This is a genomic window from Shewanella japonica, assembly GCF_002075795.1.
GTDB classification, from domain to species: Bacteria; Pseudomonadota; Gammaproteobacteria; order Enterobacterales; family Shewanellaceae; genus Shewanella; species Shewanella japonica.
In genome coordinates this window covers 2,219,603-2,241,168 of record NZ_CP020472.1, presented here as the reverse complement: position 1 = coordinate 2,241,168, position 21,566 = coordinate 2,219,603, and the positions used below count along the sequence as shown (strand labels likewise).

Annotated in this window: 15 protein-coding genes and 2 pseudogenes; 8 read left to right on the top strand and 9 right to left on the bottom strand. The window is 39.9% G+C overall.

What is annotated here, in order from left to right; genetic code table 11:
- Nucleotides 1-252: 252 nt before the first annotated feature.
- Nucleotides 253-1,491: a Vgb family protein gene (locus tag SJ2017_RS09540; RefSeq protein ID WP_080915599.1), complete on the top strand. Its 1,239-nt coding sequence runs from the start codon at nt 253-255 to the stop codon at nt 1,489-1,491.
- A gap of 242 nt (nt 1,492-1,733) precedes the next feature.
- Here the strand turns inward: SJ2017_RS09540 and SJ2017_RS09535 are convergent, their stop codons facing one another.
- Complete coding sequence (locus SJ2017_RS09535; protein ID WP_167692905.1) at nt 1,734-2,099, bottom strand: DUF4345 family protein; 366 nt, start codon at nt 2,097-2,099, stop codon at nt 1,734-1,736.
- A 38-nt stretch (nt 2,100-2,137) separates the two neighbouring features.
- Nucleotides 2,138-3,028: an AraC family transcriptional regulator gene (locus SJ2017_RS09530; protein WP_080917444.1), complete on the bottom strand. Its 891-nt coding sequence runs from the start codon at nt 3,026-3,028 to the stop codon at nt 2,138-2,140.
- A gap of 287 nt (nt 3,029-3,315) precedes the next feature.
- Here SJ2017_RS09530 and SJ2017_RS09525 point away from each other — a divergent pair, with 287 nt between their 5' ends.
- The gene (locus SJ2017_RS09525) at nt 3,316-4,266 is read left to right on the top strand and encodes an SDR family oxidoreductase (RefSeq protein WP_080915597.1); all 951 of its coding nucleotides are present in this window, start codon (nt 3,316-3,318) and stop codon (nt 4,264-4,266) included.
- Nucleotides 4,267-4,615: 349 nt separating this feature from the next.
- Nucleotides 4,616-5,026: a lactoylglutathione lyase gene (gene gloA, locus SJ2017_RS09520; RefSeq protein ID WP_080915596.1), complete on the top strand. Its 411-nt coding sequence runs from the start codon at nt 4,616-4,618 to the stop codon at nt 5,024-5,026.
- Nucleotides 5,027-5,093: 67 nt separating this feature from the next.
- Here the strand turns inward: gloA and SJ2017_RS09515 are convergent, their stop codons facing one another.
- The 7 genes from SJ2017_RS09515 to SJ2017_RS09480 all read right to left on the bottom strand — a co-directional run bounded on the left by SJ2017_RS09515 (nt 5,094) and on the right by SJ2017_RS09480 (nt 16,246).
- Complete coding sequence (locus tag SJ2017_RS09515; protein ID WP_080915595.1) at nt 5,094-7,607, bottom strand: TonB-dependent receptor; 2,514 nt, start codon at nt 7,605-7,607, stop codon at nt 5,094-5,096.
- Between the two features lie 734 nt (nt 7,608-8,341).
- Entirely contained in the window at nt 8,342-9,349 is a 1,008-nt protein-coding gene (gene ruvB, locus SJ2017_RS09505; RefSeq protein WP_080915593.1) for a Holliday junction branch migration DNA helicase RuvB, read from the bottom strand.
- Between the two features lie 10 nt (nt 9,350-9,359).
- A complete protein-coding gene (gene ruvA, locus SJ2017_RS09500; protein ID WP_080915592.1) occupies nt 9,360-9,977 on the bottom strand; it encodes a Holliday junction branch migration protein RuvA in 618 nt (205 codons plus the stop codon).
- Nucleotides 9,974-10,495: a crossover junction endodeoxyribonuclease RuvC gene (gene ruvC, locus SJ2017_RS09495; RefSeq protein ID WP_080915591.1), complete on the bottom strand. Its 522-nt coding sequence runs from the start codon at nt 10,493-10,495 to the stop codon at nt 9,974-9,976. The genes ruvA and ruvC overlap by 4 nt, the downstream gene beginning before the upstream one ends.
- A gap of 23 nt (nt 10,496-10,518) precedes the next feature.
- Nucleotides 10,519-11,265: a YebC/PmpR family DNA-binding transcriptional regulator gene (locus SJ2017_RS09490; protein WP_055025906.1), complete on the bottom strand. Its 747-nt coding sequence runs from the start codon at nt 11,263-11,265 to the stop codon at nt 10,519-10,521.
- 112 nt (nt 11,266-11,377) lie between these two features.
- Nucleotides 11,378-13,159, bottom strand: a complete 1,782-nt coding sequence (gene aspS, locus SJ2017_RS09485) for an aspartate--tRNA ligase (protein ID WP_080915590.1) — start codon at nt 13,157-13,159, stop codon at nt 11,378-11,380.
- Nucleotides 13,160-13,420: 261 nt separating this feature from the next.
- Nucleotides 13,421-16,246: a diguanylate cyclase domain-containing protein gene (locus SJ2017_RS09480; RefSeq protein ID WP_167692904.1), complete on the bottom strand. Its 2,826-nt coding sequence runs from the start codon at nt 16,244-16,246 to the stop codon at nt 13,421-13,423.
- A 292-nt stretch (nt 16,247-16,538) separates the two neighbouring features.
- On the opposite strand from SJ2017_RS09480, the pseudogene cmoA reads away from it, so the two are divergent.
- The 5 genes and pseudogenes from cmoA (at nt 16,539) to SJ2017_RS09455 (ending at nt 21,562) form a co-directional block, all read left to right on the top strand.
- Nucleotides 16,539-17,270: pseudogene (gene cmoA / locus SJ2017_RS09475) on the top strand (carboxy-S-adenosyl-L-methionine synthase CmoA).
- Complete coding sequence (gene cmoB, locus SJ2017_RS09470; protein ID WP_080915588.1) at nt 17,267-18,259, top strand: tRNA 5-methoxyuridine(34)/uridine 5-oxyacetic acid(34) synthase CmoB; 993 nt, start codon at nt 17,267-17,269, stop codon at nt 18,257-18,259. Before cmoA ends, cmoB begins: the two are co-directional and overlap by 4 nt.
- Nucleotides 18,260-18,328: 69 nt before the next feature.
- Nucleotides 18,329-19,093: an ATP-dependent zinc protease family protein gene (locus tag SJ2017_RS09465; protein ID WP_055025901.1), complete on the top strand. Its 765-nt coding sequence runs from the start codon at nt 18,329-18,331 to the stop codon at nt 19,091-19,093.
- Nucleotides 19,094-19,101: 8 nt separating this feature from the next.
- Nucleotides 19,102-20,606: pseudogene (locus SJ2017_RS09460) on the top strand (inactive transglutaminase family protein).
- Nucleotides 20,606-21,562 carry an alpha-L-glutamate ligase-like protein gene (locus tag SJ2017_RS09455; protein ID WP_055025899.1) on the top strand — a complete coding sequence of 319 codons (957 nt, stop codon included), beginning with the start codon at nt 20,606-20,608 and terminating at the stop codon, nt 21,560-21,562. Before SJ2017_RS09460 ends, SJ2017_RS09455 begins: the two are co-directional and overlap by 1 nt.
- The last annotated feature ends 4 nt before the right edge of the window (nt 21,563-21,566 follow it).

The following is a 21,566-nucleotide window of genomic DNA, read 5'->3' as shown; positions in this document are numbered from 1 at the left end:
TTCAACTATATCGCCTTTGAACAAACAGTATTTTAAACTTTTCAAAGGCGCCTTACCTTAGCCTCATCTCCACTCAACGATTATTACAAACGCCCTCGATAACGCACCTGTGACTTAATATCACTTGACCATCATAATCAGTCTGTGTGTAAATTAGTAATTGTTTAAACCATCACCGAATATGTTGGCTTAATAAACAGTTACATTTTGGGTGCATAGTGGATACTCAATCAATGTGATTAGGAGGCTTCAGTGGGACATCAGCAAAGCAATTTACAGCGGCTAGCTTCATTAACTGCATTATTTACATTAACGTTAAGCTCAACGTCGGTGTTAAGTGATGATCAAGCATCAATAGTTAACCAGCTATGCTCGAGTTGCCATGGCATTAACAATATTGATCGCAGTGCTGGGTATTCACAAGTTCATTGGCAGTCACTTATATCATCCATGGTTAAACTAGATCCTAACTCTGCCAGTCAAATTAGTGAATATCTTGCCAATAACACCCCGCCTAATGACAAACGTGCTTCGACAGTAGTCGATGGTGACATTGAGTTACAATTTACCTACTGGCAAGTCCCCACACTGGGCCAGCGAGCAAGGGACCCAATTCAAGGAAAAGATGGCATTATTTGGTGGGTCGGACAATGGGGGAATATCCTTGGGCGACTGGATCCCAAAACGGGTGAAATGAAGGAATACCCTCTACCTGAAGGCACCTTCCCCCACAGCGTATCCTTAGATAAAAATCTAACGCCTTGGTTTCTTGGGAATAAAAATGGCACAGTGGGTTATTTAGACCTCGAAACAGAAAAGTTTACCGTGTTTAACATGCCTGACAAAAACGCTCGCGATCCTCATACTGGTGTATTCGATGATAACGGCATTTTTTGGTTTACCCTCCAACACAGTAATATGATTGGCCAATTAAATCCTATAAATGGCGACATTAAGCTTGTTTCATTGCCAAGTAAAAAATCTCGCCCCTATGGCATTAAACTCGACTCGACAGGTACACCTTGGGTCTCATGTAATGGCTCAAACTGTCTGATTAAAGTAGACAAGCAATCTATGGCTTTAGATGAAATTCGCTTGCCTGGTGATCAGACTCATACGCGACGTCTCGCAATTACTCCTGATGATATGGTGTTTTATGTCAATTCAGGCATGGGAAAGCTCGGCAGGTATAACCCTAAAACAGGGGAAATAACACAATGGGATACGCCTAGTGGTCAATATAGTCATCCTTATGCAATAGAGTATGCAAATGATGCAATTTGGTTTAATGAATCCGCTAAAAGACCAGAGACACTAGTCAGATTTGATCTTAAAAATGAAACCATGCAAAGCTGGCAAATTCCTAGTAAGGATGGGGTTTATTCAGGACTTATACGGCACATGAGGATGGGAGAAAATGGTCTAATTATTCATCAAACAGCAACTAATCAATTAGCCGAAGTGACTTGGACTCAAGCTAATAAAGACTAAAGTAAATAAGGCAAAACGAACGAGATTAATGTTAATAGCACTAAAGTTAATAGCACTAAAGTTAATGGTGCTAACTAGCATTAAATAAAAGCTTCAAACCTGAAAGCTACTCTTCATATTATTAGCAGAAAATAGCTTTAGGTTTACGCTTGTTTTATGTCGTTATAGGACCATTGAGATAAACTTAGCCTTGCCGCTCCATGCACTTAAGTGACTAATTTATTTCAGCTACAATAAATTATTTAACTTCGTGTTTTAATCGTCCACCAAACTAAAGGCACTAACATCACAAGTTCTATCGCGACATTGACCCATTGCTTAGGTACAGAGCCATCAAGCACAATGCCAATAAGCCTTGCTATTAACAAACCAATGAGTAGTGAGGTTAGTGTTGCAGAAACAGTCGCTTGCCATGGCGTTAATTGAAAATGAAACTGAAGCAAAAGCCCTGCACCAATAAATAACCCCCACCAGATCCGTCGCTCAACAGCGTTAAACGTATCGTCCGGAATGGGTTTATTACTCACTAACTCTGGGTTAGCTGACAGCACTAACCCAATCAAAAGGAGTATAAAACCCAGCCCTCTGATAAGTATTCTATCTTCCATCATGACTCCTGATTAGATGCAGCAAGGCATCAAACTCATTACACTATTGCCCCTTGTGGTAGCTCTGTAGCTTGGCTCCACTGTTTAGGTGATTGTCCGTACAATCGTTTAAACTCACGACTAAATTGCGAAGAACTTTGATAGCCAACAGCCATTGCTGCAACATTTACACTCATTCCTGTAGCAATTTTCATTGCAGCGGTATTTAACCGCATTGTTTTTACAAATTGAATCGGCGACATGGCAGTTGCTTGCTTAAATTTTCGATGTAACACTGCGCGGCTCATACCTAGCTGCTCAGCCATCTCTTCAATCGTGACAGATTCATGTAAACGTGAAGAAAGGTATTCGATTGAACGTGCTATCTCATTTCCGACTCCGAATGCTGCTCGCGCAGCTTCGCCTGCATCGCCTTTTAGTACCGCAAAATATAATTCTCTCAGTCGGCTTGCAGCAAGAACCGCAATATCAAGTTCACTACCTTGTAGTTGTAACAGACGCAATAACGCATCTGTAAACGTGTCATCCCAACGCGCTAAAGATAAGCCTTGAGAGCCGGTATTATGTTTATTTTTGTGCCCCCCACTCGCTGCCATTTCAATGCTAAGTTCAGTCATCGTTTTTGTATCTAGTGATATCATCACTCCTAATAACGGATTATCAGGTGATGCTGTTGGGGTTCCTGCTTCAACTGGCATAGATATAGGACAACACATATAACGGTTTTCATCATATATTATATGTTTACCATCTAATATGGCTTGTTTAGCACCACTAATAATCGCAATAACGCAAGGTTCGTAGACAGCAGGTGCACAGCGCATAGATTCAGTCACGCGAAACAGTTGCACGCCTTTTATCCCAGTCTCTATTACACCATCTTGCGTGATTTTAGCTTCTATTAATCGTTTAATTTCTGATTTACTCATAAATGTCTTCTTAGTGGCACAAGCTACAATCGCTGAGCTGCTAATTGCCACAGCTACAATAAATAAAACCATGTTTTGTTTGTTTTCATGTAACTCAAAAGTAGCACTGAAAAACAGCCAACTCAACAAGGTGATACAAATAGGCATATTTTAGAGACTATATCGCCTAGTTAGCGCCAAAAGTGAGAGTTATAGTAGTTTCATCAGTTCATTAAACAGACACCTTAATGAACAAGAAACTCATTTTACTATTCACGATGCACACGCCATCGCCTTAGGAGAAACACATGTCACACAACAATCCATTTGGTGCTATGGGCTGGACACCAACACAGTTAGGTTCACTTTTAGGTAAAACCTATCTCATCACAGGCGCTAATGCAGGAGCAGGATTTCAAGCTTCTAGAATACTATTATCTAAAGGCGCTAAAGTGATAATGCTTAATCGTAACCCAGAAAAATCCTCTGCTGCGATAGCAAAATTAAAGCAAGAATTTGGCTCAGAAGCCGATGTCAGCTTTATCAAACTTGATCTCGCTGAACTTCAATCTGTTCGAGGTGCAGCTAAAATCATCCTTGACACAGTAACAAACATAGATGCCCTCATTTGTAATGGCGCCATAGCACAGATTGCTAGACAAGAATTCACAAAAGACGGTTTTGAGAGTCAGTTGGGTGTAAATCATTACGGTCATTTTTTACTGTGCGGCTTACTGTTTAACAAAATTGAAGCATCAAAAGGACGCATTGTGGTTGTTGCAAGTGAAGGGTATAAGATGGGGCTTAAAACAATTCAGTTTAATGATATGAATTGGGATAAAAACTATCATCCAAACAAAACTTATTGTCATAGTAAATTAGCGCAGATGATGTTTGCGTATGAATTACAAAACAAAATCGCCGCCGCGAATAAGCATGTTGAGGTATATGTTTGCCACCCTGGTGCGTCAAATACTTCACTGATTAACGAAAAAGTAAACCTGTTTACTCGCGCATCATGGTCGGTGATGGTCAAACTTGGCTTAGTTCAAACCGCCGAGCAAGGTGCTTATCCTGAAGTCATGTGCGCAACTGAACAATCCATTGCGCAACGTGCATACTATGGGCCTTCAGGAAGATGGAATTGGGTTGGCCCTGTTGGTGAGTGTAAGCTTGAATCCTTTGCTACAGATGCATCTGTTTTAAGCAAGCTGTGGACAGTATCAGAACAACAAACTGCTTTTAATTGGGAATTATAGCGTTAGTAAACTCTTCACAAATATTAACACTCACTTGAAATTCAGCCACAAAAAAACCGCGTTAAGCGGTTTTTTTGGCTACTTGAATAATGCTCTTAAAACATTGAAACAAAGAAAGCACTAAAACAAATTACGATTACCACTGAGGTACCAAGAGCCATTTTTATTTCTGTTGTCATTATCTTGTCTCCAAATGAATATAAATTAATTTTAGCGTGTCTAGACAGTTTTCCTACCTTTTAGAGGTAATTATGTGAACTCAAACAGTAAAATGGCACGCTAAATCAATTTTTTAACAGGCTTAAAATTTGTTACCCTAAACAAAACAACTAACTACAAAGAGTTTATTATGTCGCAATTGCTCCACACCATGATAAGAGTCGGTAATCTTGAACGCAGTATTGAGTTTTATACCCAGGTTATGGGGATGACATTACTGAGAAAATCTGAAAATGCCCAATATGAATATAACCTCGCCTTTGTCGGTTTTGGTGAAGAGTCTACTGGTCAAGCAGTGATCGAATTAACTTATAATTGGGGCACTGATAGCTATGACTTAGGTAATGGCTTTGGCCACCTTGCTATTGGTGAAGAAGATATTTATGAACGCTGTAAAGCAATTGAAGCTGCTGGCGGAAAAATTACTCGAGCACCAGGTCCCGTTGCTGGCGGCACAACAGAGATTGCATTTGTTGAAGATCCAGATGGTTATAAAATCGAACTTATTCAAAAGAAAGCGATGAGTGAAGGTTTAGGTTAATTCGTTTTATAAGAAAAAACCAATAAAAAAGCCAGCATACGCTGGCTTTTTTTGATGTTAAGTTCGATTAGAACTTCATGGTAACACCAGCAAAGTATGTACGACCAATTGTGTCGTAAACCTCTGGTACTGTACCACCGTCACTACCGTTAGACACTCTTGATGGTTCTTCATCAGTTAAGTTTTTAACACCAGCACTTAGCATCCAAGAATCATTGATAAAGTAGCTAGCTGAAATGTTGTGATAAAGCACTGAATCAACTTTAGTACCTGCACTTAAGTCATCCATTTCACCGATATAACGGTTGAAGTACATTACACTCCAATCATCTTGAGCTGCTTTAATACTAAAGTTGTTACGTACTTGAGCGTATGCGCCGAAGTTACCGTCGATAGTATTAGTGTAGTCAATGCCATCTTGTTCAAAGTTCAACAAGTAAGTTGTATCGTTGCTGATTGTCCAATCTAAGTTTAACGCGTCGAAACGGTAAGCTAAGTTGAAATCAATACCACTTGTGTCTTGGTAACCTACGTTAGTTAACGAGTTCGTTAGGTTAGACAAATCACCATTCGGACCAATGTTGAATAGCTCACAAGTTGCTTGGTCACCTGCAAAACAGTTATTTAAACCATTTTGTGTATCTAAACGTGTGATCGCATTTTTAACTTTAAAGCGCCAGTAATCAAGAGTTAACGACATACCGTCTACATAGCTAGGTGAGTAAACTAAACCTGCTGTGTAAGACTCTGACTCTTCTGGTTCTAGATCTTCATCAGACGTATAGTTAACTAGGATTTGCTCATCCTGTTCATTTCCCCATGGATCTTCCAAGTAGTCATATGAACCTGAGTTACCACCGTATAGCTCACTAACACTCGGAGCACGGAAACCAGTCGCAGCTACGGTACGAATCATTAAGTCGTCAGTCGCTTCGTAGGTTAAACCAATTTTCCAAGTTGATGCATTACCGAAAGTAGAGTAATCATCAAAGCGTAATGCGAATTCACCGGTTAGTTTTTCAGTAAACGGTACACTCACTTCTTGGAAGATAGAGATAACATTGTAGTTACCATCTGTTGGATCTTGCTGTGCAGCCGTACCTTCACCAGCGACGATGATTGGATCAGGATTGTAATAGCCGCTTTCGTAGCGGTATTCAGCACCAATTGCGAAAGCTACTGGGCCTGCGTCTAAGTCAAATAACTCACCATTTAGGCCTGCAGAGAATACATGCTGCTCGTTACCGCCATCTGCTTTTTCAGTGTATGCAACACTGTCTAATAAGGCTTGATCAGTCATTGGTTGACCTGTTAACCAAGCATCTTGGTCAGCGTAAATAGCGTCAGCCATTAATGTCGCATTGATTGAGTTTTCTACAGCAGTCTCTGCTTTGTTATTACCATAGGTATACGATACATCCCAGTTCATACCGGTGTTGATATCTAAAGAACCTTCAAGGCCAGCAGAAACTCTCCAAGTATCAGTATCTTGACTGTAAATACGTGGGCCAACATCATTCATACGCTTACGGTAGTCGATTTGACCGTCATCATTAGGAGCCATGCCCGCATCAATCATGTCTTGATCAAGTTCAAAACACTTAGTTGGATCATCTCCAGCTTCACACACATCTAATGCCAAAATTGCAGGCTGTGCAGCTAGTTGCTGATTAGATTTACGTTTAGTGTAAAGAATATCACCAGTTAAGATGATGTCACTGCCTAGCTCTTGCGTCATATTTGCAAATAAGCTGTAACGTTTGCTTGGTGTTTGATAGAAACTGTCTTGAGTAAAGTCGTAACCTTCTTCACGTTCAACCCAGTTACCATCAGCATCTTTAACCATGCCATCTAGAGAACCATTTGGTGTAGTAGAACTGTTACCTGGATCTGTCCAATCACGATCTGATTGAATAACACCTTTACGCTCAGAGTAAGCAGCACCAAACGTATAGTTACCTGTATCAGTGTTGAAACCGTATAATGCACTGATTTCGCCGTTTTCACCGTCACTCTTATCAGTCATGCCGCCTTGAACGTCTATTTGGAAACCTTCAAAGTCTTTCTTAGTAATAATGTTAACTACACCAGCAATCGCATCAGAACCATATACTGCTGAAGCGCCATCTTTAAGTATTTCAACTCGTGCAATCATTGCAACTGGAATAGCGTTCAAATCAACAGAGCTATCAGCACCAGAGCCTGAGTTAACCATACGACGGCCGTTAAGCAATACTAATGTACGTTGTGAGCCCATACCACGAAGGTCGACTTGAGCAACACCGTCAGAACCGTTGTTGGTGCTTGAACCAACTGCAGCACCAGCCATTGACGTTTGAGCCTGAAGTAGCTCATCGACTGTTGTAAAACCTTCTGAACGAATCGCAGCAGCATCAATCACAGTGACTGGAGAAGCAGTTTCCATGTCTTGACGTTGAATACGGGAGCCAGTAACTGCAATTCTTTCTACGTTAGCTGATTCTTCTTCAGCATAAGCACTTACCGATACGGCTGAAGCAGCGGAAACTGAGGCTAATAAAGCCACGTTTATGCTGTTTGATAGTTTTGATCTTTTAATCATTTGTTGCTCCCTGGTGATATCTTTTCTTATTCTGTTTACGCAAATAAATAAATATTTAAAATTGCGTTGGCCTAGATACTGAATAACCAGAGATATTTCGTCAAACCACGAAGTTGTAACTTTTAAGCCATTTTTTGTTAATAAATATGCACTGCGATTGTAATCAAAAATAAGTGATCTACATCCCAAAACACCCTCAATTTAAATAAGCAGGATAAAAAACTATTTAATTGCAAATTACTCAGCATTAATCACTGGTGCCGTTATAACATTTTTAAAACTTACTTCTAATCAAAAGTGTGATATAGATCACACAAATATATTGAACCATGATTGGAGAATCGTTAATTAATTCAGAATTGGTTCAGCTACTGGATAGTTTTACTCAGAAAACGCTGAAAGCACCGCCACAACTAGCATTCAAGGATTATCAAATAATGATGACTATTTCATCAGCATTATTATTAACAATGGAGGGTAATTATTTTGAGTTAGTTGTACTAATTACGAGTTGATTTATTGGAACAATCAATAAGATATTTTTACATTGGAGATATATACTGCCTAGATATAACAAACCAGCAACAACATACTGAAGAAAAATATTTTTTGAATGAATTTTACACAGCAGCAATTGTTATAAAAATGATAACAGTAACTTTTGAATAGTTATTCACTTTATAAAAACATAAAAAAGGAAAGCTAATGCTTTCCCTTTTAAAAATGTTAACACTTTATTCTGCAGGTTTTATTATATCAAAGTGTTGATAAGCTCTATCTGTTACAATACGACCTCGAGGTGTTCGTTGAATAAAGCCTTGTTGAATCAAAAATGGCTCTAATACATCTTCAATTGTTTCTCTGTCTTCACCAATAGCAGCTGCAAGGTTGTCTAAACCAACAGGCCCGCCCATGAACTTATCAATAATGGCTAACAATAGCTTTCTGTCTAAATAGTCAAAGCCTTCTAAATCGACATCGAGTAAGTCCAGCGCTTTTTTAGCCACATCTTCAGTAACAAAGCCATTATGTTTAACTTCAGCGTAATCTCTAACGCGTCTTAATAAACGATTGGCAATTCGAGGGGTACCTCTAGAGCGTTTTGCTATTTCAAAAGCGCCTGCTTCATCAATCGGCAACTCCATTACCTTGGCAGAGCGAGTCACAATGGTGCACAAATCTTTGACGTTATAAAACTCTAGCCTTAACGGTATACCGAAACGCGCTCTTAATGGCGATGTTAATGCCCCTGCTCTAGTTGTCGCACCAATTAAAGAAAATGGCGGTAAATCCAGTTTAATTGAACGAGCAGCAGGCCCCTCTCCAATCATGATGTCCAATTGATAATCTTCCATTGCTGGGTATAAGATTTCTTCTACAACTGGACTTAATCGATGAATCTCATCAATAAATAACACATCGCCATGCTCAAGATTAGTCAATAAGGCTGCAAGATCCCCGGCTTTTTCCAGTACAGGGCCTGATGTAGATTTGATGTTTACGCCCATTTCATTAGCTACGATCATGGCCAATGTTGTTTTACCTAAACCTGGAGGGCCGAAAATCAACATATGATCCAGTGCTTCTTCACGTTTCAGTGCAGCCTCAATAAATACTTTAAGCTGTGCACGAGTGTCATCTTGCCCTGTGTAATCATCGAGCATTTTCGGCCGCATAGCACGGTCAATATGCACTTCTTGCTCAAACTCTTGTGGCTGAATTAAACGATCCGCTTCTATCATTGTTGCCTCTTTATAGCATTGACTTTAATGCAGCCTTAATCAGGACTTCGCTGCTCATACCGTCAGTGTATGCACTTAATACAGCTTTACTCGCTTGTGCAGGTTTATAGCCTAGAGAAACAAGTGCTGCAATGGCATCTTCTTCTGCATTGTTTTCAACAGCTGCTGGCTTATAATTACTCTGTAAAGCAAACTCGCGCTCAGATCCAACGGAGGCCTCTAGTAAGCTTTTAAGCTTACCTCGCATCTCAACCACTAAACGCTCTGCCGTTTTTTTACCGACTCCAGGTAACTTAACTAAAGTGACTATATCATCTCGTTCGACACAATTAACAAACTCAGCCGCCGTCATACCAGACAATATTGTTAAGGCGAGTTTAGGACCAACACCGTTAGTTTTAATTAATAACCTAAATAACGCCCGCTCTTGCTTGGTTATAAAACCATATAAAAGCTGTGCATCTTCACGCACCACAAAGTGGGTGAATAACATTGCTTGTTGATTTAACTCAGGGAGCTCATAGAAACTGGTCATAGGTACCTGTAACTCATAACCTACACCATTTACATCCAACACGATTTCCGGTGCTTGTTTCTCAACAACCAACCCACTTAATCTTCCTATCATTTATAACGTCCGTATGTTCGGCTTTGGGCTTTACCGCCCATTGCAATTAAACTTTGAAAAGTATGATGATGGCAAACGGCAACACCCAATGCATCTGCGGCATCTGCTTGCGGGGCAGCTGGCAATTTGAAAATTTGTTGGATCATGTGCTGAACTTGCTCTTTTTGGGCCCGTCCTGTTCCAACAACTGCACTTTTGATCTGAGTTGCACTGTATTCAGCAACGGGTAAGTTGGCGTTCATAGCAGCAACAATTGCCACTCCTCTCGCCTGGCCGAGTTTGAGTGCTGAATCGGCATTTTTAGCCATAAACACACGTTCAATGGCAAATTGATCTGGCTGATACTGTTTAATGATTTCTGTTATACCATCAAAAACTTGCTTGAGTCTTGTGGGTAAATCATCGGCAGAAGTTCGAATACAGCCACTACCAAGATAGCGTTGTTGGCGACCTTGGCATTGAATAACGCCGTAACCTGTGATCCTAGAGCCTGGGTCAATGCCCAATATAATTGTCATGGTTTACCCATTGCTTGAGCGTGTTAACCCAAGGTCTCCATTACTTCATCTGAAATTTCAGCATTATGATATACCTCTTGAACATCATCATGATCTTCAAGGTTATCAATTAAGCGCATAAATTTAGCAGCTGTATCCGCATCTAATTCAGCTTTAGTTCCTGCAATCATAGTTACTTCAGCATTAATCGCTTCAAAGCCTGCTGCATCTAATGCATCTTTTACCACACCAAAAGCATCCGGCGTAGTCATGACATCAAATGCGCCATTGTCATGGGTGATAACATCTTCGGCACCCGCTTCTAATGCAGCATCCATCAATTCATCTTCGTCGATATTTGCATCATAAGAAATAACACCGGACTTAGTAAACATATAAGCAACTGAACCATCAGTACCTAAGTTACCACCCGATTTACTGAACGCATTACGCACACCTGATACGGTTCGGTTTTTATTATCAGTCATGGTTTCAACCATCACTGCAGTACCGCCAGGTCCATAACCTTCATAAATGATGGTATCGAGTTGTTGCCCATCCAGCTCACCAGCCCCACGTTTAACAGCACGTTCGACTGTATCACGGGTCATGTTATTGGATAAGGCTTTATCAATCGCGGCACGCAGTCTCGGGTTTGCATCAGGATCTGAACCACCTTCACGTGCCGATACTGTTAACTCTCGGATAAATTTACTGAAAAGTTTTCCTCGTTTTGCATCTTGCGCTGCTTTACGATGTTTAATGTTGTCCCATTTACTGTGACCTGCCATTACGACTCCTTCAGTTATTTTGTTCTATATAAAAACAGACCGAGGCAATTGCCTCGGTTTGTCATTTAATGCTTGATGTCGACATACAAAAAAATCGACTTAATCATTAAGCTTACTCGTCAGCAGCAGGTTTCTCTTGAGGAATGACACTCACACCTAACTCAACCAGTTGTTGTGGATTGGCAAATCCTGGAGCATTGGTTAGTGGGCATGCTGCCGTTGTTGTTTTAGGGAATGCCATCACATCACGAATTGAGCTTGCTCCGGTCATCAACATAATAATGCGATCTAAACCAAAGGCTAAACCAGCATGTGGTGGTGTACCGTAACGTAACGCTTCTAATAAGAAACCAAACTTCTCGTTTGCTTCTTCGTCTGAAATACCTAAGATGCGGAATACTGCACTTTGCATTTCTGCATTGTGGATACGGACTGAACCGCCACCTAATTCGCAACCATTAAGTACCATGTCATAAGCATCAGAAACAGTACCAGCTGGATCGGCTTCTAATTGCTCAGGCGAAACACCACGAGGTGCGGTAAATGGATGGTGAACAGCATGGAAGCCACCATTTATTTTTTCGAACATAGGGAAATCGACAACCCATAATGGACGCCATTCACCTTCTAACAACTCAAAGTCTTCACCGGCTTTAAGACGTAATGCGCCCATGGCTTCCGCAACTACGTTAGCTTTATCTGCACCAAATAAAATAATGTCACCAGTTTGTGCATTAGTGCGAGCGATAATTTCATTAACGATGTCTTCGTTCAAGAATTTAAGCACAGGCGATTGGATACCTTCCATCCCAGCACTTAAATCATTGATTTTCATCCACGCTAAACCTTTAGCGCCGTAAATGCCGACATATTTAGTGTAGTTATCAATCTGTTTACGAGACAATGATGCACCTGTCGGAATACGTAATGCTGCTACACGGCCTTCTTCATCATTTGCAGGACCACTGAATACTGCAAATTCAACGTCTTTTAATGCGTCAGCGACGTCCACTAATTCAAGCGGGTTACGTAAATCAGGCTTATCTGAACCATATCGTGTCATTGCTTCTGCATATGACATTCTTGGAAATTCACCCAAATCCACATTCAGTAAATCGTTAAATAAACCGCGAACCATTTCTTCCGTTTTTGCCATCACTTGCTCAGATGACATGAATGACGTTTCGATATCAATTTGAGTAAATTCAGGCTGACGATCAGCACGTAAATCTTCATCACGGAAACATTTTACGATTTGGTAATATCTATCAAAGCCCGACATCATTAACAATTGCTTAAACAATTGTGGAGACTGAGGCAAAGCAAAGAACTGACCTTTATAAGTACGACTTGGTACTAAATAATCACGCGCACCTTCAGGTGTGGCTTTGGTTAAAATTGGTGTTTCAATATCTAAAAAGCCACTGTCATCTAAAAAGCGACGAACAGCGCTAGTCACTTTTGAACGGAAAACCAAACGATCAGCCATTTCTGGGCGGCGTAAATCTAGGTAGCGATATTTTAAGCGTTGTTCTTCACTATTGTTTTGGTGATTATCCATGCTCAGCGGTAATGGCGCTGAAGTATTGATAATGGTTAGGTCTTTACCTAATACTTCAATTTCCCCAGTTTTCATCTGCGCATTGATTTGGCTATCAGGACGCGCACGTACTAAGCCTTTAACTTGCACACAGAATTCACCGCGTAGACTGCTGGCCACCTTGAACACATCTTCTAAGTCAGGATCGTATACAACCTGAACAATCCCTTCTCTGTCACGAAGGTCTAAAAATATAACACCGCCTAAATCACGGCTACGGTTAACCCAACCGACTAAGGTGACTTCTTGACCAAGATGAGACTTATTGACGTCTCCACAATAATGACTGCGCATTTAACTCTACCCTTTATTCGGAAATAGATGTCTAAAAGAATGTATTTTTGCATTATATTAAAATAATGCTGGCAACTATAGCACTTATAATACGCCAATTTAGCGTTTAATAAATGAGTGCGTAATTTTTGCTAGGAAGTATCAATCAGTTTACTGCAATTGGCTAGAGTTTAGGAAAAACTTAGCAGCATAAGCGTGCAAAAAAGCAGCAAACAATAATGTTTTGGCTGCTTTTGGCCATTTTTGAGCCAATGGCAACGATTAGCTGTGTTTATCACCACCCTGCTTTTTCACTGTATACATTTTTTTATCAGCGAACTGTAACAATGAAATCGGGTCATCACCATCATCTGGATAAACGGCGATGCCAATACTTGCAGATGCGATTAACGAAATCTCTCCCACCTTAATTGGCTCACTGAGCACGTTTAAAATGTTGTCGGCGACTTTAGCTGCACATTGAGCACTTTCAATTTTATTAAGTAAGATAACGAACTCATCACCGCCAAATCGCGACACGGTATCCGACTTTCTCACCACCGTCTTAAGCAAGTCAGCAATGCCTATCAATAGCGCATCGCCAATATGATGACCATATTGATCGTTCACCATTTTAAATTTATCTAAATCGATAAATAACAACGCAAACTTCACCTGCTCTCGGTGATGGCTATTGATTGCGCAAGCCAAACGATCATCTAATAATCCTCTATTAGGTAACTTGGTCACAGGATCATGTTCTGCAATAAATTTTATTTTCTTTTCGGCATTCTTGCGACGAGAAATTTCAAGTTTAAGGCGCTTATTACCTAAGAACACAACAAACGTAATCACACTGATAATCAGCAAGCCAAATAGCACAATGTTGAACCACTTTTGGTACTTGTCAGCTTCTGACCGTAAATCGACTGCGACCCAGTCTTGGTATAATTGCTGCTGTTTAGTTTCATCAATGGTTTCAATTGCTCGATTTAATATCGGTACCAGTTCTTTTAATTTTGGATAAACACCAATATGACTTTTTTGCTCAGTTAAATCAGCAACCAAGGCCATTTTCAAATCAGGAAAGCCCCCTTCATTAAGGGCGTAAGCCAGTGTAACAACCTGTTCAATGAACAAGTCTACGTGACCCGAAGACACTGCATTCAAGCCACTTTTCGTGCTTTCTACTTGCACAATTTCAAGGCCTGGAAATTGCTGTCTTAAAATATTAATCACATTGTAATCTTTAACTACAGCAATACGCTTACCATTATATTGGCTTAGGTTAAACAATGGTTGCTGGGTTAACGTAGTGGCAATTGCCCAAGGTGACGGCCAATAGCCCTCAGTGAATTCAAGGTTTGGCTCACGATGGCTATTTTTAGCCATACTCCCGACAAGGTGAATTTTCCCCATTTTTAAATCTTGATTGAGCATGCTCCAGTTCTGATACGCAACTGGAATAATGTCGATACCAAGCTGATGAGTAATAATGTTGACGACATCTTTATTAATACCAGAAAATTCACCTAGTTCATTTTGATATTCCATTGGAGCCCATTCGGTTAAGTAACCTAACTTAATGGCACCTAGTGAAGCTAAGTATTGCTTTTCCTTATTACTTATATAGATTTTTTTATCAATAGTAGAAAACGTCCTATCAGCTTTATTGAGTAGCCATTTTTGCTCTATTTTCGCCATTTCATACTGACTAATCAGCTTAAAACCATTGGCAATTCGCTCTGCAAGCTCAACATCTTCTAGATTTGTGAGGTTATAAATATTGGTATCAAAGTCTACGGCATTAAACTGATAAAACTCAGACCAAGATTTATGGTTAAGTAAATAGTGTGAGGTATACGCGCTCGATGCAACGAATCCAACAATATCGCCGTCGCGACTGGCCTTTATTAATTGGTCGATTGAGTCGTAATAACGAATTTGCGCATTAGGAACTAATTTTCTTAATTCGATGATGTAAGGCGATGTCGCAAATAAACCGATACGCTTTCCATCAACTTCGCTAATGTCTTTTATTTCTTTTTCATAGCTAAAAAATCGACTTTTTACAGAATAGATATGATTAGCCCTATTAAGCCCCGTATTGATTTGATCGCTTTCCGGGTAGCCAATATGCACATCAGCATGACCTTGCTTAATCAACTCGATGCTGCCGTTCATATCACTTGGAATAAAATCAATAGCAATGCCTGTTTTTTCAGACCATAAACGCCAAAGATCAACAAACAAACCATGGGGTAAACCATCTAAACCAATATCAACGAAAGGTTCGACATTCATCTGCATCGCAATGACAACACCACTTGATTCACGACGATAACCAAACCAACGCTTTTCAATTTCATCAACTAACTGCGTGTGTATTTGCTCAAAACCTTGATTAATCGCAGGTAACCAAGCTGCATTTTGTATCTTTACTGCAGGAGACAAATCAATTTCTTTGATCAGTAATCTTGATGAAATATGAAAGTTATTAGCTAATTCAAAATTGATTGGAATGCCATTGTAATAACCCTGTATAGCAGCAAAGGCATATAACTCACCTGCTACCACAGCATCATATAGCGCTTGTTTGGTTTTAAAATATTTAAAGGTTAATTTAGGTTCTATGGCTAATAAATCGGCTTCGTGAGAAGTCCCTTCAATGATGCCAATTTTAAAAGGTTTAATTTCAGTAATGGATTTTTTATTTGCGATATCTTTATGCAGGTATAAATAGGAGTGAAGTGACGAAACTTTATCAGCGTAGGAGAATTGTCGCAGTCGCTCTTCTGTCACCGCCATACCAATATGTAAATCAACATCTTCATCAGTTAAGGCTTGTAAAGACTGATGCCATTGCATGGGTTTAAATGTCACTTTGGTACCTGTGACTATTGACCACTCGCGCCATAAATCGACCATGACCCCTGCAGCGTTACCTTTAGCGTCGACAAATTGATAAGGATAAGCATCCTCACTCATAGATAATGTCATACTACTTGGTAGCGATTCAGCAACAGAAGAAGTGCCTTCATTGGCTGAAACGAAGAAGAAAAAAGGGATAACCAGTACTATTACTAATAATGTTCTAATTAAATTCAAGCGCATTCCTTTGTAAATTGTCCCAACTCTACAATGATTTATAATGAGGTTTACCACTTTATCAGTGATTCCCTTCTGTAAAAAATTTATTAAGAACTTCTGCTAACAATGTAAAAGTTTTTACATTTATGTTCATCATACCGATTTATATCGACCATTTGACCTCTTACATTAAAAAATTATGCAAAATTAGCTAAATAAATAAAAAAATACAAAAAATACCAATAGGATACTTGCTGCTATTTGCTAGGATTAGCTAAAATGAAATTACGATTTTTTCAAGTTACTGCAGATGAATTCTCAACAAGACACAATTTATGCTTCCGCTAGCGAACAAATATCAGATTTTCAGTTTGATAATCGTGTAGCAGGTGTTTTTAACGACATGATCCGTCGCTCTGTTCCTGGTTATACCCAAATCATTAGCACCATAGGTGATTTTGCTAATCGTTACGTAACACCAAAATCTAACGTTTACGATTTAGGAAGTTCGTTAGGTTCAGCTACGCTAAGTATTCGTCGTCAAATTGAGCAGCGTCAATGCCGTATCATTGCCGTTGATAATAGCGAATCAATGGTGTCTCGTTGCCAAGAGAATCTATCAGCCTACGTTAGCGATACCGAAGTCGAATTAATTTGTGGTGATATAAGAGACATCGAAATATCAAACGCATCAATGGTGGTGCTTAACTTTACATTACAGTTTTTACCTGTAACGGATAGAGACGCAATCATCGCCAAAATTTATCAAGGACTATTGCCAGGTGGTATATTAGTCATATCAGAAAAATTACGCTTTGAAGATGCTACTATTTAGACATTACTGGATGAGCAACACGTAGACTTTAAACGTGCCAATGGATATAGCGAATTAGAAATTAGCCAAAAGCGCAGTGCATTAGAAAATGTCATGCGCCCTGATAGCTTATCTATGCATCAACAGCGTTTTGCCGATAATGGTTTTAGCCATTCGACAGTGTGGTTTCAATGTTTTAACTTTGCATCTATGGTGGCAATAAAGTGATTAGTTTTAGTTCTTTTTATCAGCAAATAGCAGACTCGAATCTTCAACATTGGTTAGAAGAACTTCCAGCAATATTAGGTAAATGGCAACGTGAACATAAACACGGCAATTTACCTAAATGGGAAAAAGTACTCAATAAGCTACATTACCCAGCGCCAACTACAATAGACCTCTTCAATGGTGTACAAATTGGAGATGGCTCGCAATTAACTACGGGACAAGCTGAAAAGCTAAAGAATTTACTCGGATTATTTCAACCTTGGCGTAAAGGACCATTTCAAATCCATGGTATCAACATTGACACTGAATGGCGAAGTGATTGGAAATGGGACCGAGTAAAAGAACATATTTCACCACTTGAAAACCGTACGGTTTTAGATGTGGGTTGTGGCAGTGGTTACCATATGTGGCGAATGCTTGGTGCTGGTGCTAAACGTGTGGTTGGTATTGACCCTTCACCACTATTTTTATGCCAGTTTGAAGCGGTTAAACGCCTAGCAGGTAATGAGCACCCTGTTCATTTATTACCGCTAGGCATTGAAGAGCTACCTCCACTCGACGCCTTTGATACCGTGTTTTCAATGGGAGTCCTTTACCACCGCCGTTCACCTATAGATCACTTGCTTCAATTACGCGACCAATTAAGAATGGGTGGCGAACTTGTGCTTGAAACGTTAGTCATAGATGGTGATGAAAATGCCGTTCTCGTACCGGAAGATAGATATGGCAAGATGAATAACGTGTGGTTTTTACCCTCTGTAGATGCACTCATGCTATGGTTAAAGAAATGCGACTTTACCGATATTAGATGTGTAGACGTAGATATTACATCCATGGCAGAACAACGTTCTACGCAGTGGATGAAGAATGAATCTTTAGTGGATTATCTTGACCCTAATGATGTGAGCTTAACAGTAGAGGGTTACCCTGCTCCTAAAAGAGCCACAATCATAGCAATAAAAAATCAACCCAATCATGATTTAGTCTAACCTTACACTTGTTAGTAATAACAAATAGTAAAAATAATAAATTCAGATGTATTAATAACAGGAATTGTCATGTTAAAGCAGGTAATCGTTTTATCAATCACCGCTACTTTAATGGCCGGTTGTGCAAGTAAAGACAAAATCACGCCAGTTGGAAGTGATGAGTTAAATGCAAATTTAGCTTCGTCTCAAACTGCCATCATTGAAGCCATTAATGCACAATGCGCCCACTCTACCGCCGAGATGCAAAGCTTAAGCGCTGAAGTAAACGATCTAAAATTACAGATTACCGATGCACTAGCAAAACAATCTAAAAAAATGAATGATGATGCAGCTGCGCTTGCACAGCTAAGTGAAGCTCCGCAATGTCCTGAATCTGCAGTGTCTGACAAAATCATGCTTGGTGAAGTTGAACATGTTTATGTCGATGAACTTAAAGCGTCATTTGAAACACGTATTGATACCGGTGCTGAGTCTTCTTCATTAGACGCCAGAAATATCGTTCTTTTTGAACGAAACGGTGTTCAGTGGGTTCGTTTTGATGTAATGACCAATGGAAAAGATCAACCAGGTAATACATTCGAGCATAAAGTTGAGCGATTTGTACGTATTAAACAAGATGCAGATGCACCAGACGATAGACGCCCAGTAATCCATGCTCATCTAAAAATTGGCAAATATGCAGCTGAAACAGATTTAAACTTAACCGACCGAAGCCATCTTGAATATCCATTACTGCTCGGTCGTAAGTTTATGAAAGACATTGCAGTTGTTGATGTCGGCCAAATTTATATTCACGGTAAAAAACCGCAACAAGCAGCGACTAACAGCCAATAGGACTTAAAATGCATTCTCGTAAACCGTTTTTTATCTTTGTCGCCCTACTTTTTATATTTGGCATTAGTACCAGTATTTATCGAAGTGTTGAGCATAACGTACCGTTTTTTCCGGGCAAACAAGTTCAAAGCTGGTCAGTTGAAGCCAAAGTGATGTTCAATGGCACAGACAAACCTGCTGAAGCATCTTTGTCTTTACCACAAGATCCCGCATTTGACGTGCTTGCTGAAAATGCCACATCTGCAGGTTATGGCCTAAACATCTCTGAAGGTGAAGATCGCCGTGCTGTGTGGTCAATACGTGAAGCTTCAGGCCGCCAATCTCTGTACTATCGCGTCACATTAGTGCCTACGGGTCAGTTATCAGTCGATGCAGAAGAAAAACCTGTAACTCCTGAACCATACCTTTGGCAAGTTACAGAGCGCGGTGCAGCTGAACAAATTATCAATGATGTATGGGAACGAAGCGCCAGTAATCTGTCTTTCGCGCAGCAGCTTATGTCTGTGATTAATGACAGTAATCAATCTCAAAATCTCGCCCTATTGTTATCGGTAAATACGCGTACCCAACTATTTTTACATATGATGCAATCTAAAGGGGTTCCTGCTAAACAAGTTAGCGGCTTAATGCTTGAAGATCAGCGTCGTCGTCAACAATTAAATCCGTATGTTCAAGTCTACCAAGATGGTGAGTGGGTATTATTTGACGTTGAAAATAATAAACAAGGCCGTCCTGAAAACTTGGTTCTTTGGCAGCACAATGGCTTATCAGTACTCGATGTAACTGGGGGAGTAATTCACAAGTTAACTTCTCAATGTTACAAGAGACTCGCTCAGCCTTAGCGACCTCTATCGATATGATGATGAATACCGATAGCTTAGACTTCTCTTTGTATCAATTACCACTTGAAGAGCAAAGCACCTTTAAAGGCATTCTATTAATTCCTATTGGTGTGTTAGTCGTCGTATTCTTACGCGTCATCATCGGGATTAAAACGTCTGGTACGTTTATGCCAGTATTAATCGCCCTCGCCTTTATACAAACTACATTATTGACAGGTCTAATCGGCTTCTTGCTAATTGTGGCGTTTGGTTTGATGATTCGTTCTTACTTATCGCAGCTCAACTTACTGCTAATATCCCGAATATCGGCCGTCATCATTGTGGTTATTTTCATCATTGGCTTATTTACCCTTATCTCTTATAAGGTTGGGCTTAGTGAAGGATTAACTATTACCTTCTTCCCGATGATTATTCTTGCTTGGACGATTGAAAGAATGTCGATTTTATGGGAAGAAGAAGGCCCTAAATCAGTCATGATGGCAGGTGGCGGCAGTCTATTTGTCGCAACCTTAGCTTATTTGGCAATGAGTAACACGCTAATCCAACATTGGGTATTTAACTTCTTAGGTATTCACTTGGTGATTTTAGCCTTAGTTCTTGTGATGGGACAATACACAGGATATCGCTTAACAGAGCTTAAACGCTTTAAGCCTTTGGCTGGAGATAAGTAATGAACTTTGCTTGGCCTTGGGAGTTACGCCGAAATGGCGTGTTAAACATGAATAAGCGCAATATCGATTATATTGGCAAATATAATCCACGTAAGTTTTACAAGCGTGTTGATGATAAATTGATTACAAAGCAGCTTGCGCTAGCTAACGATATTGCGGTGCCTGACTTAATTGGTGTTGTTGAAGAACAACATAAAATTAATGAAATCCCACAAATGGTTTTAGGAAGAAGTGGCTTTGTTATCAAACCCGCTAAAGGATCAGGTGGTAAAGGGATTTTAGTTATTACCCATGTAGAAAATGGACGTTACTACAAACCTAATGGTGATGAAGTTACCCCTAATGAAGTCTACCGTCATGTATCAAACATATTGAGTGGCTTATTCTCCTTAGGCGGTAAGCCAGATGTCGGTATTGTTGAAGGCTTAATTCAATTTGATCCGGTTTTTGACGGTTTCAGTTATGAAGGTGTTCCAGATATTCGGTTGATTATCTTCAAAGGCTACCCCGTCATGGGAATGCTTCGATGTTCTACTGCAGCCTCAGACGGCAAAGCTAATTTGCACCAAGGCGCAGTTGGTGTTGGTTTAGATATCGCGACAGGTAAGAGCCTGCATGCTGTACAGTTCGATAAACCAGTGCTTAAACACCCAGATACCAACTTTGAATTATCAAAAATTCAAGTACCCAATTGGGACACACTGTTACATACCGCATCAAGCGCTTATGAGATGTGTGAACTGGGTTACTTAGGTACTGATATGGTATTAGATAAAGAACGTGGGCCTTTATTACTTGAGCTCAATGCACGTCCCGGACTTGCTATTCAAACAGCAAATGGAAAAGGGATAGTAGGAAGACTTAAACATGTCGAAGGTCTAAAAGGACCGACGTTATCAGTGGAAGAACGCGTCGCTTATGCAAAAGAACACTTTTGTAGTAATCCTAGTTTTTAGTCTT

Excerpts from the sequence above, each read along its gene's own strand:
- SJ2017_RS09535 (WP_167692905.1), bottom strand. The coding sequence starts at position 2,099 with ATGGAAGATAGAATACTTATCAGAGGGCTGGGTTTTATACTCCTTTTG.
- SJ2017_RS09530 (WP_080917444.1), bottom strand. The coding sequence starts at position 3,028 with ATGAGTAAATCAGAAATTAAACGATTAATAGAAGCTAAAATCACGCAA.
- SJ2017_RS09525 (WP_080915597.1), top strand. The coding sequence starts at position 3,316 with ATGTCACACAACAATCCATTTGGTGCTATGGGCTGGACACCAACACAG.
- gloA (WP_080915596.1), top strand. The coding sequence starts at position 4,616 with ATGTCGCAATTGCTCCACACCATGATAAGAGTCGGTAATCTTGAACGC.
- SJ2017_RS09515 (WP_080915595.1), bottom strand. The coding sequence starts at position 7,607 with ATGATTAAAAGATCAAAACTATCAAACAGCATAAACGTGGCTTTATTA.
- ruvB (WP_080915593.1), bottom strand. The coding sequence starts at position 9,349 with ATGATAGAAGCGGATCGTTTAATTCAGCCACAAGAGTTTGAGCAAGAA.
- ruvA (WP_080915592.1), bottom strand. The coding sequence starts at position 9,977 with ATGATAGGAAGATTAAGTGGGTTGGTTGTTGAGAAACAAGCACCGGAA.
- ruvC (WP_080915591.1), bottom strand. The coding sequence starts at position 10,495 with ATGACAATTATATTGGGCATTGACCCAGGCTCTAGGATCACAGGTTAC.
- SJ2017_RS09490 (WP_055025906.1), bottom strand. The coding sequence starts at position 11,265 with ATGGCAGGTCACAGTAAATGGGACAACATTAAACATCGTAAAGCAGCG.
- aspS (WP_080915590.1), bottom strand. The coding sequence starts at position 13,159 with ATGCGCAGTCATTATTGTGGAGACGTCAATAAGTCTCATCTTGGTCAA.
- SJ2017_RS09465 (WP_055025901.1), top strand. The coding sequence starts at position 18,329 with ATGTTAAAGCAGGTAATCGTTTTATCAATCACCGCTACTTTAATGGCC.
- SJ2017_RS09455 (WP_055025899.1), top strand. The coding sequence starts at position 20,606 with ATGAACTTTGCTTGGCCTTGGGAGTTACGCCGAAATGGCGTGTTAAAC.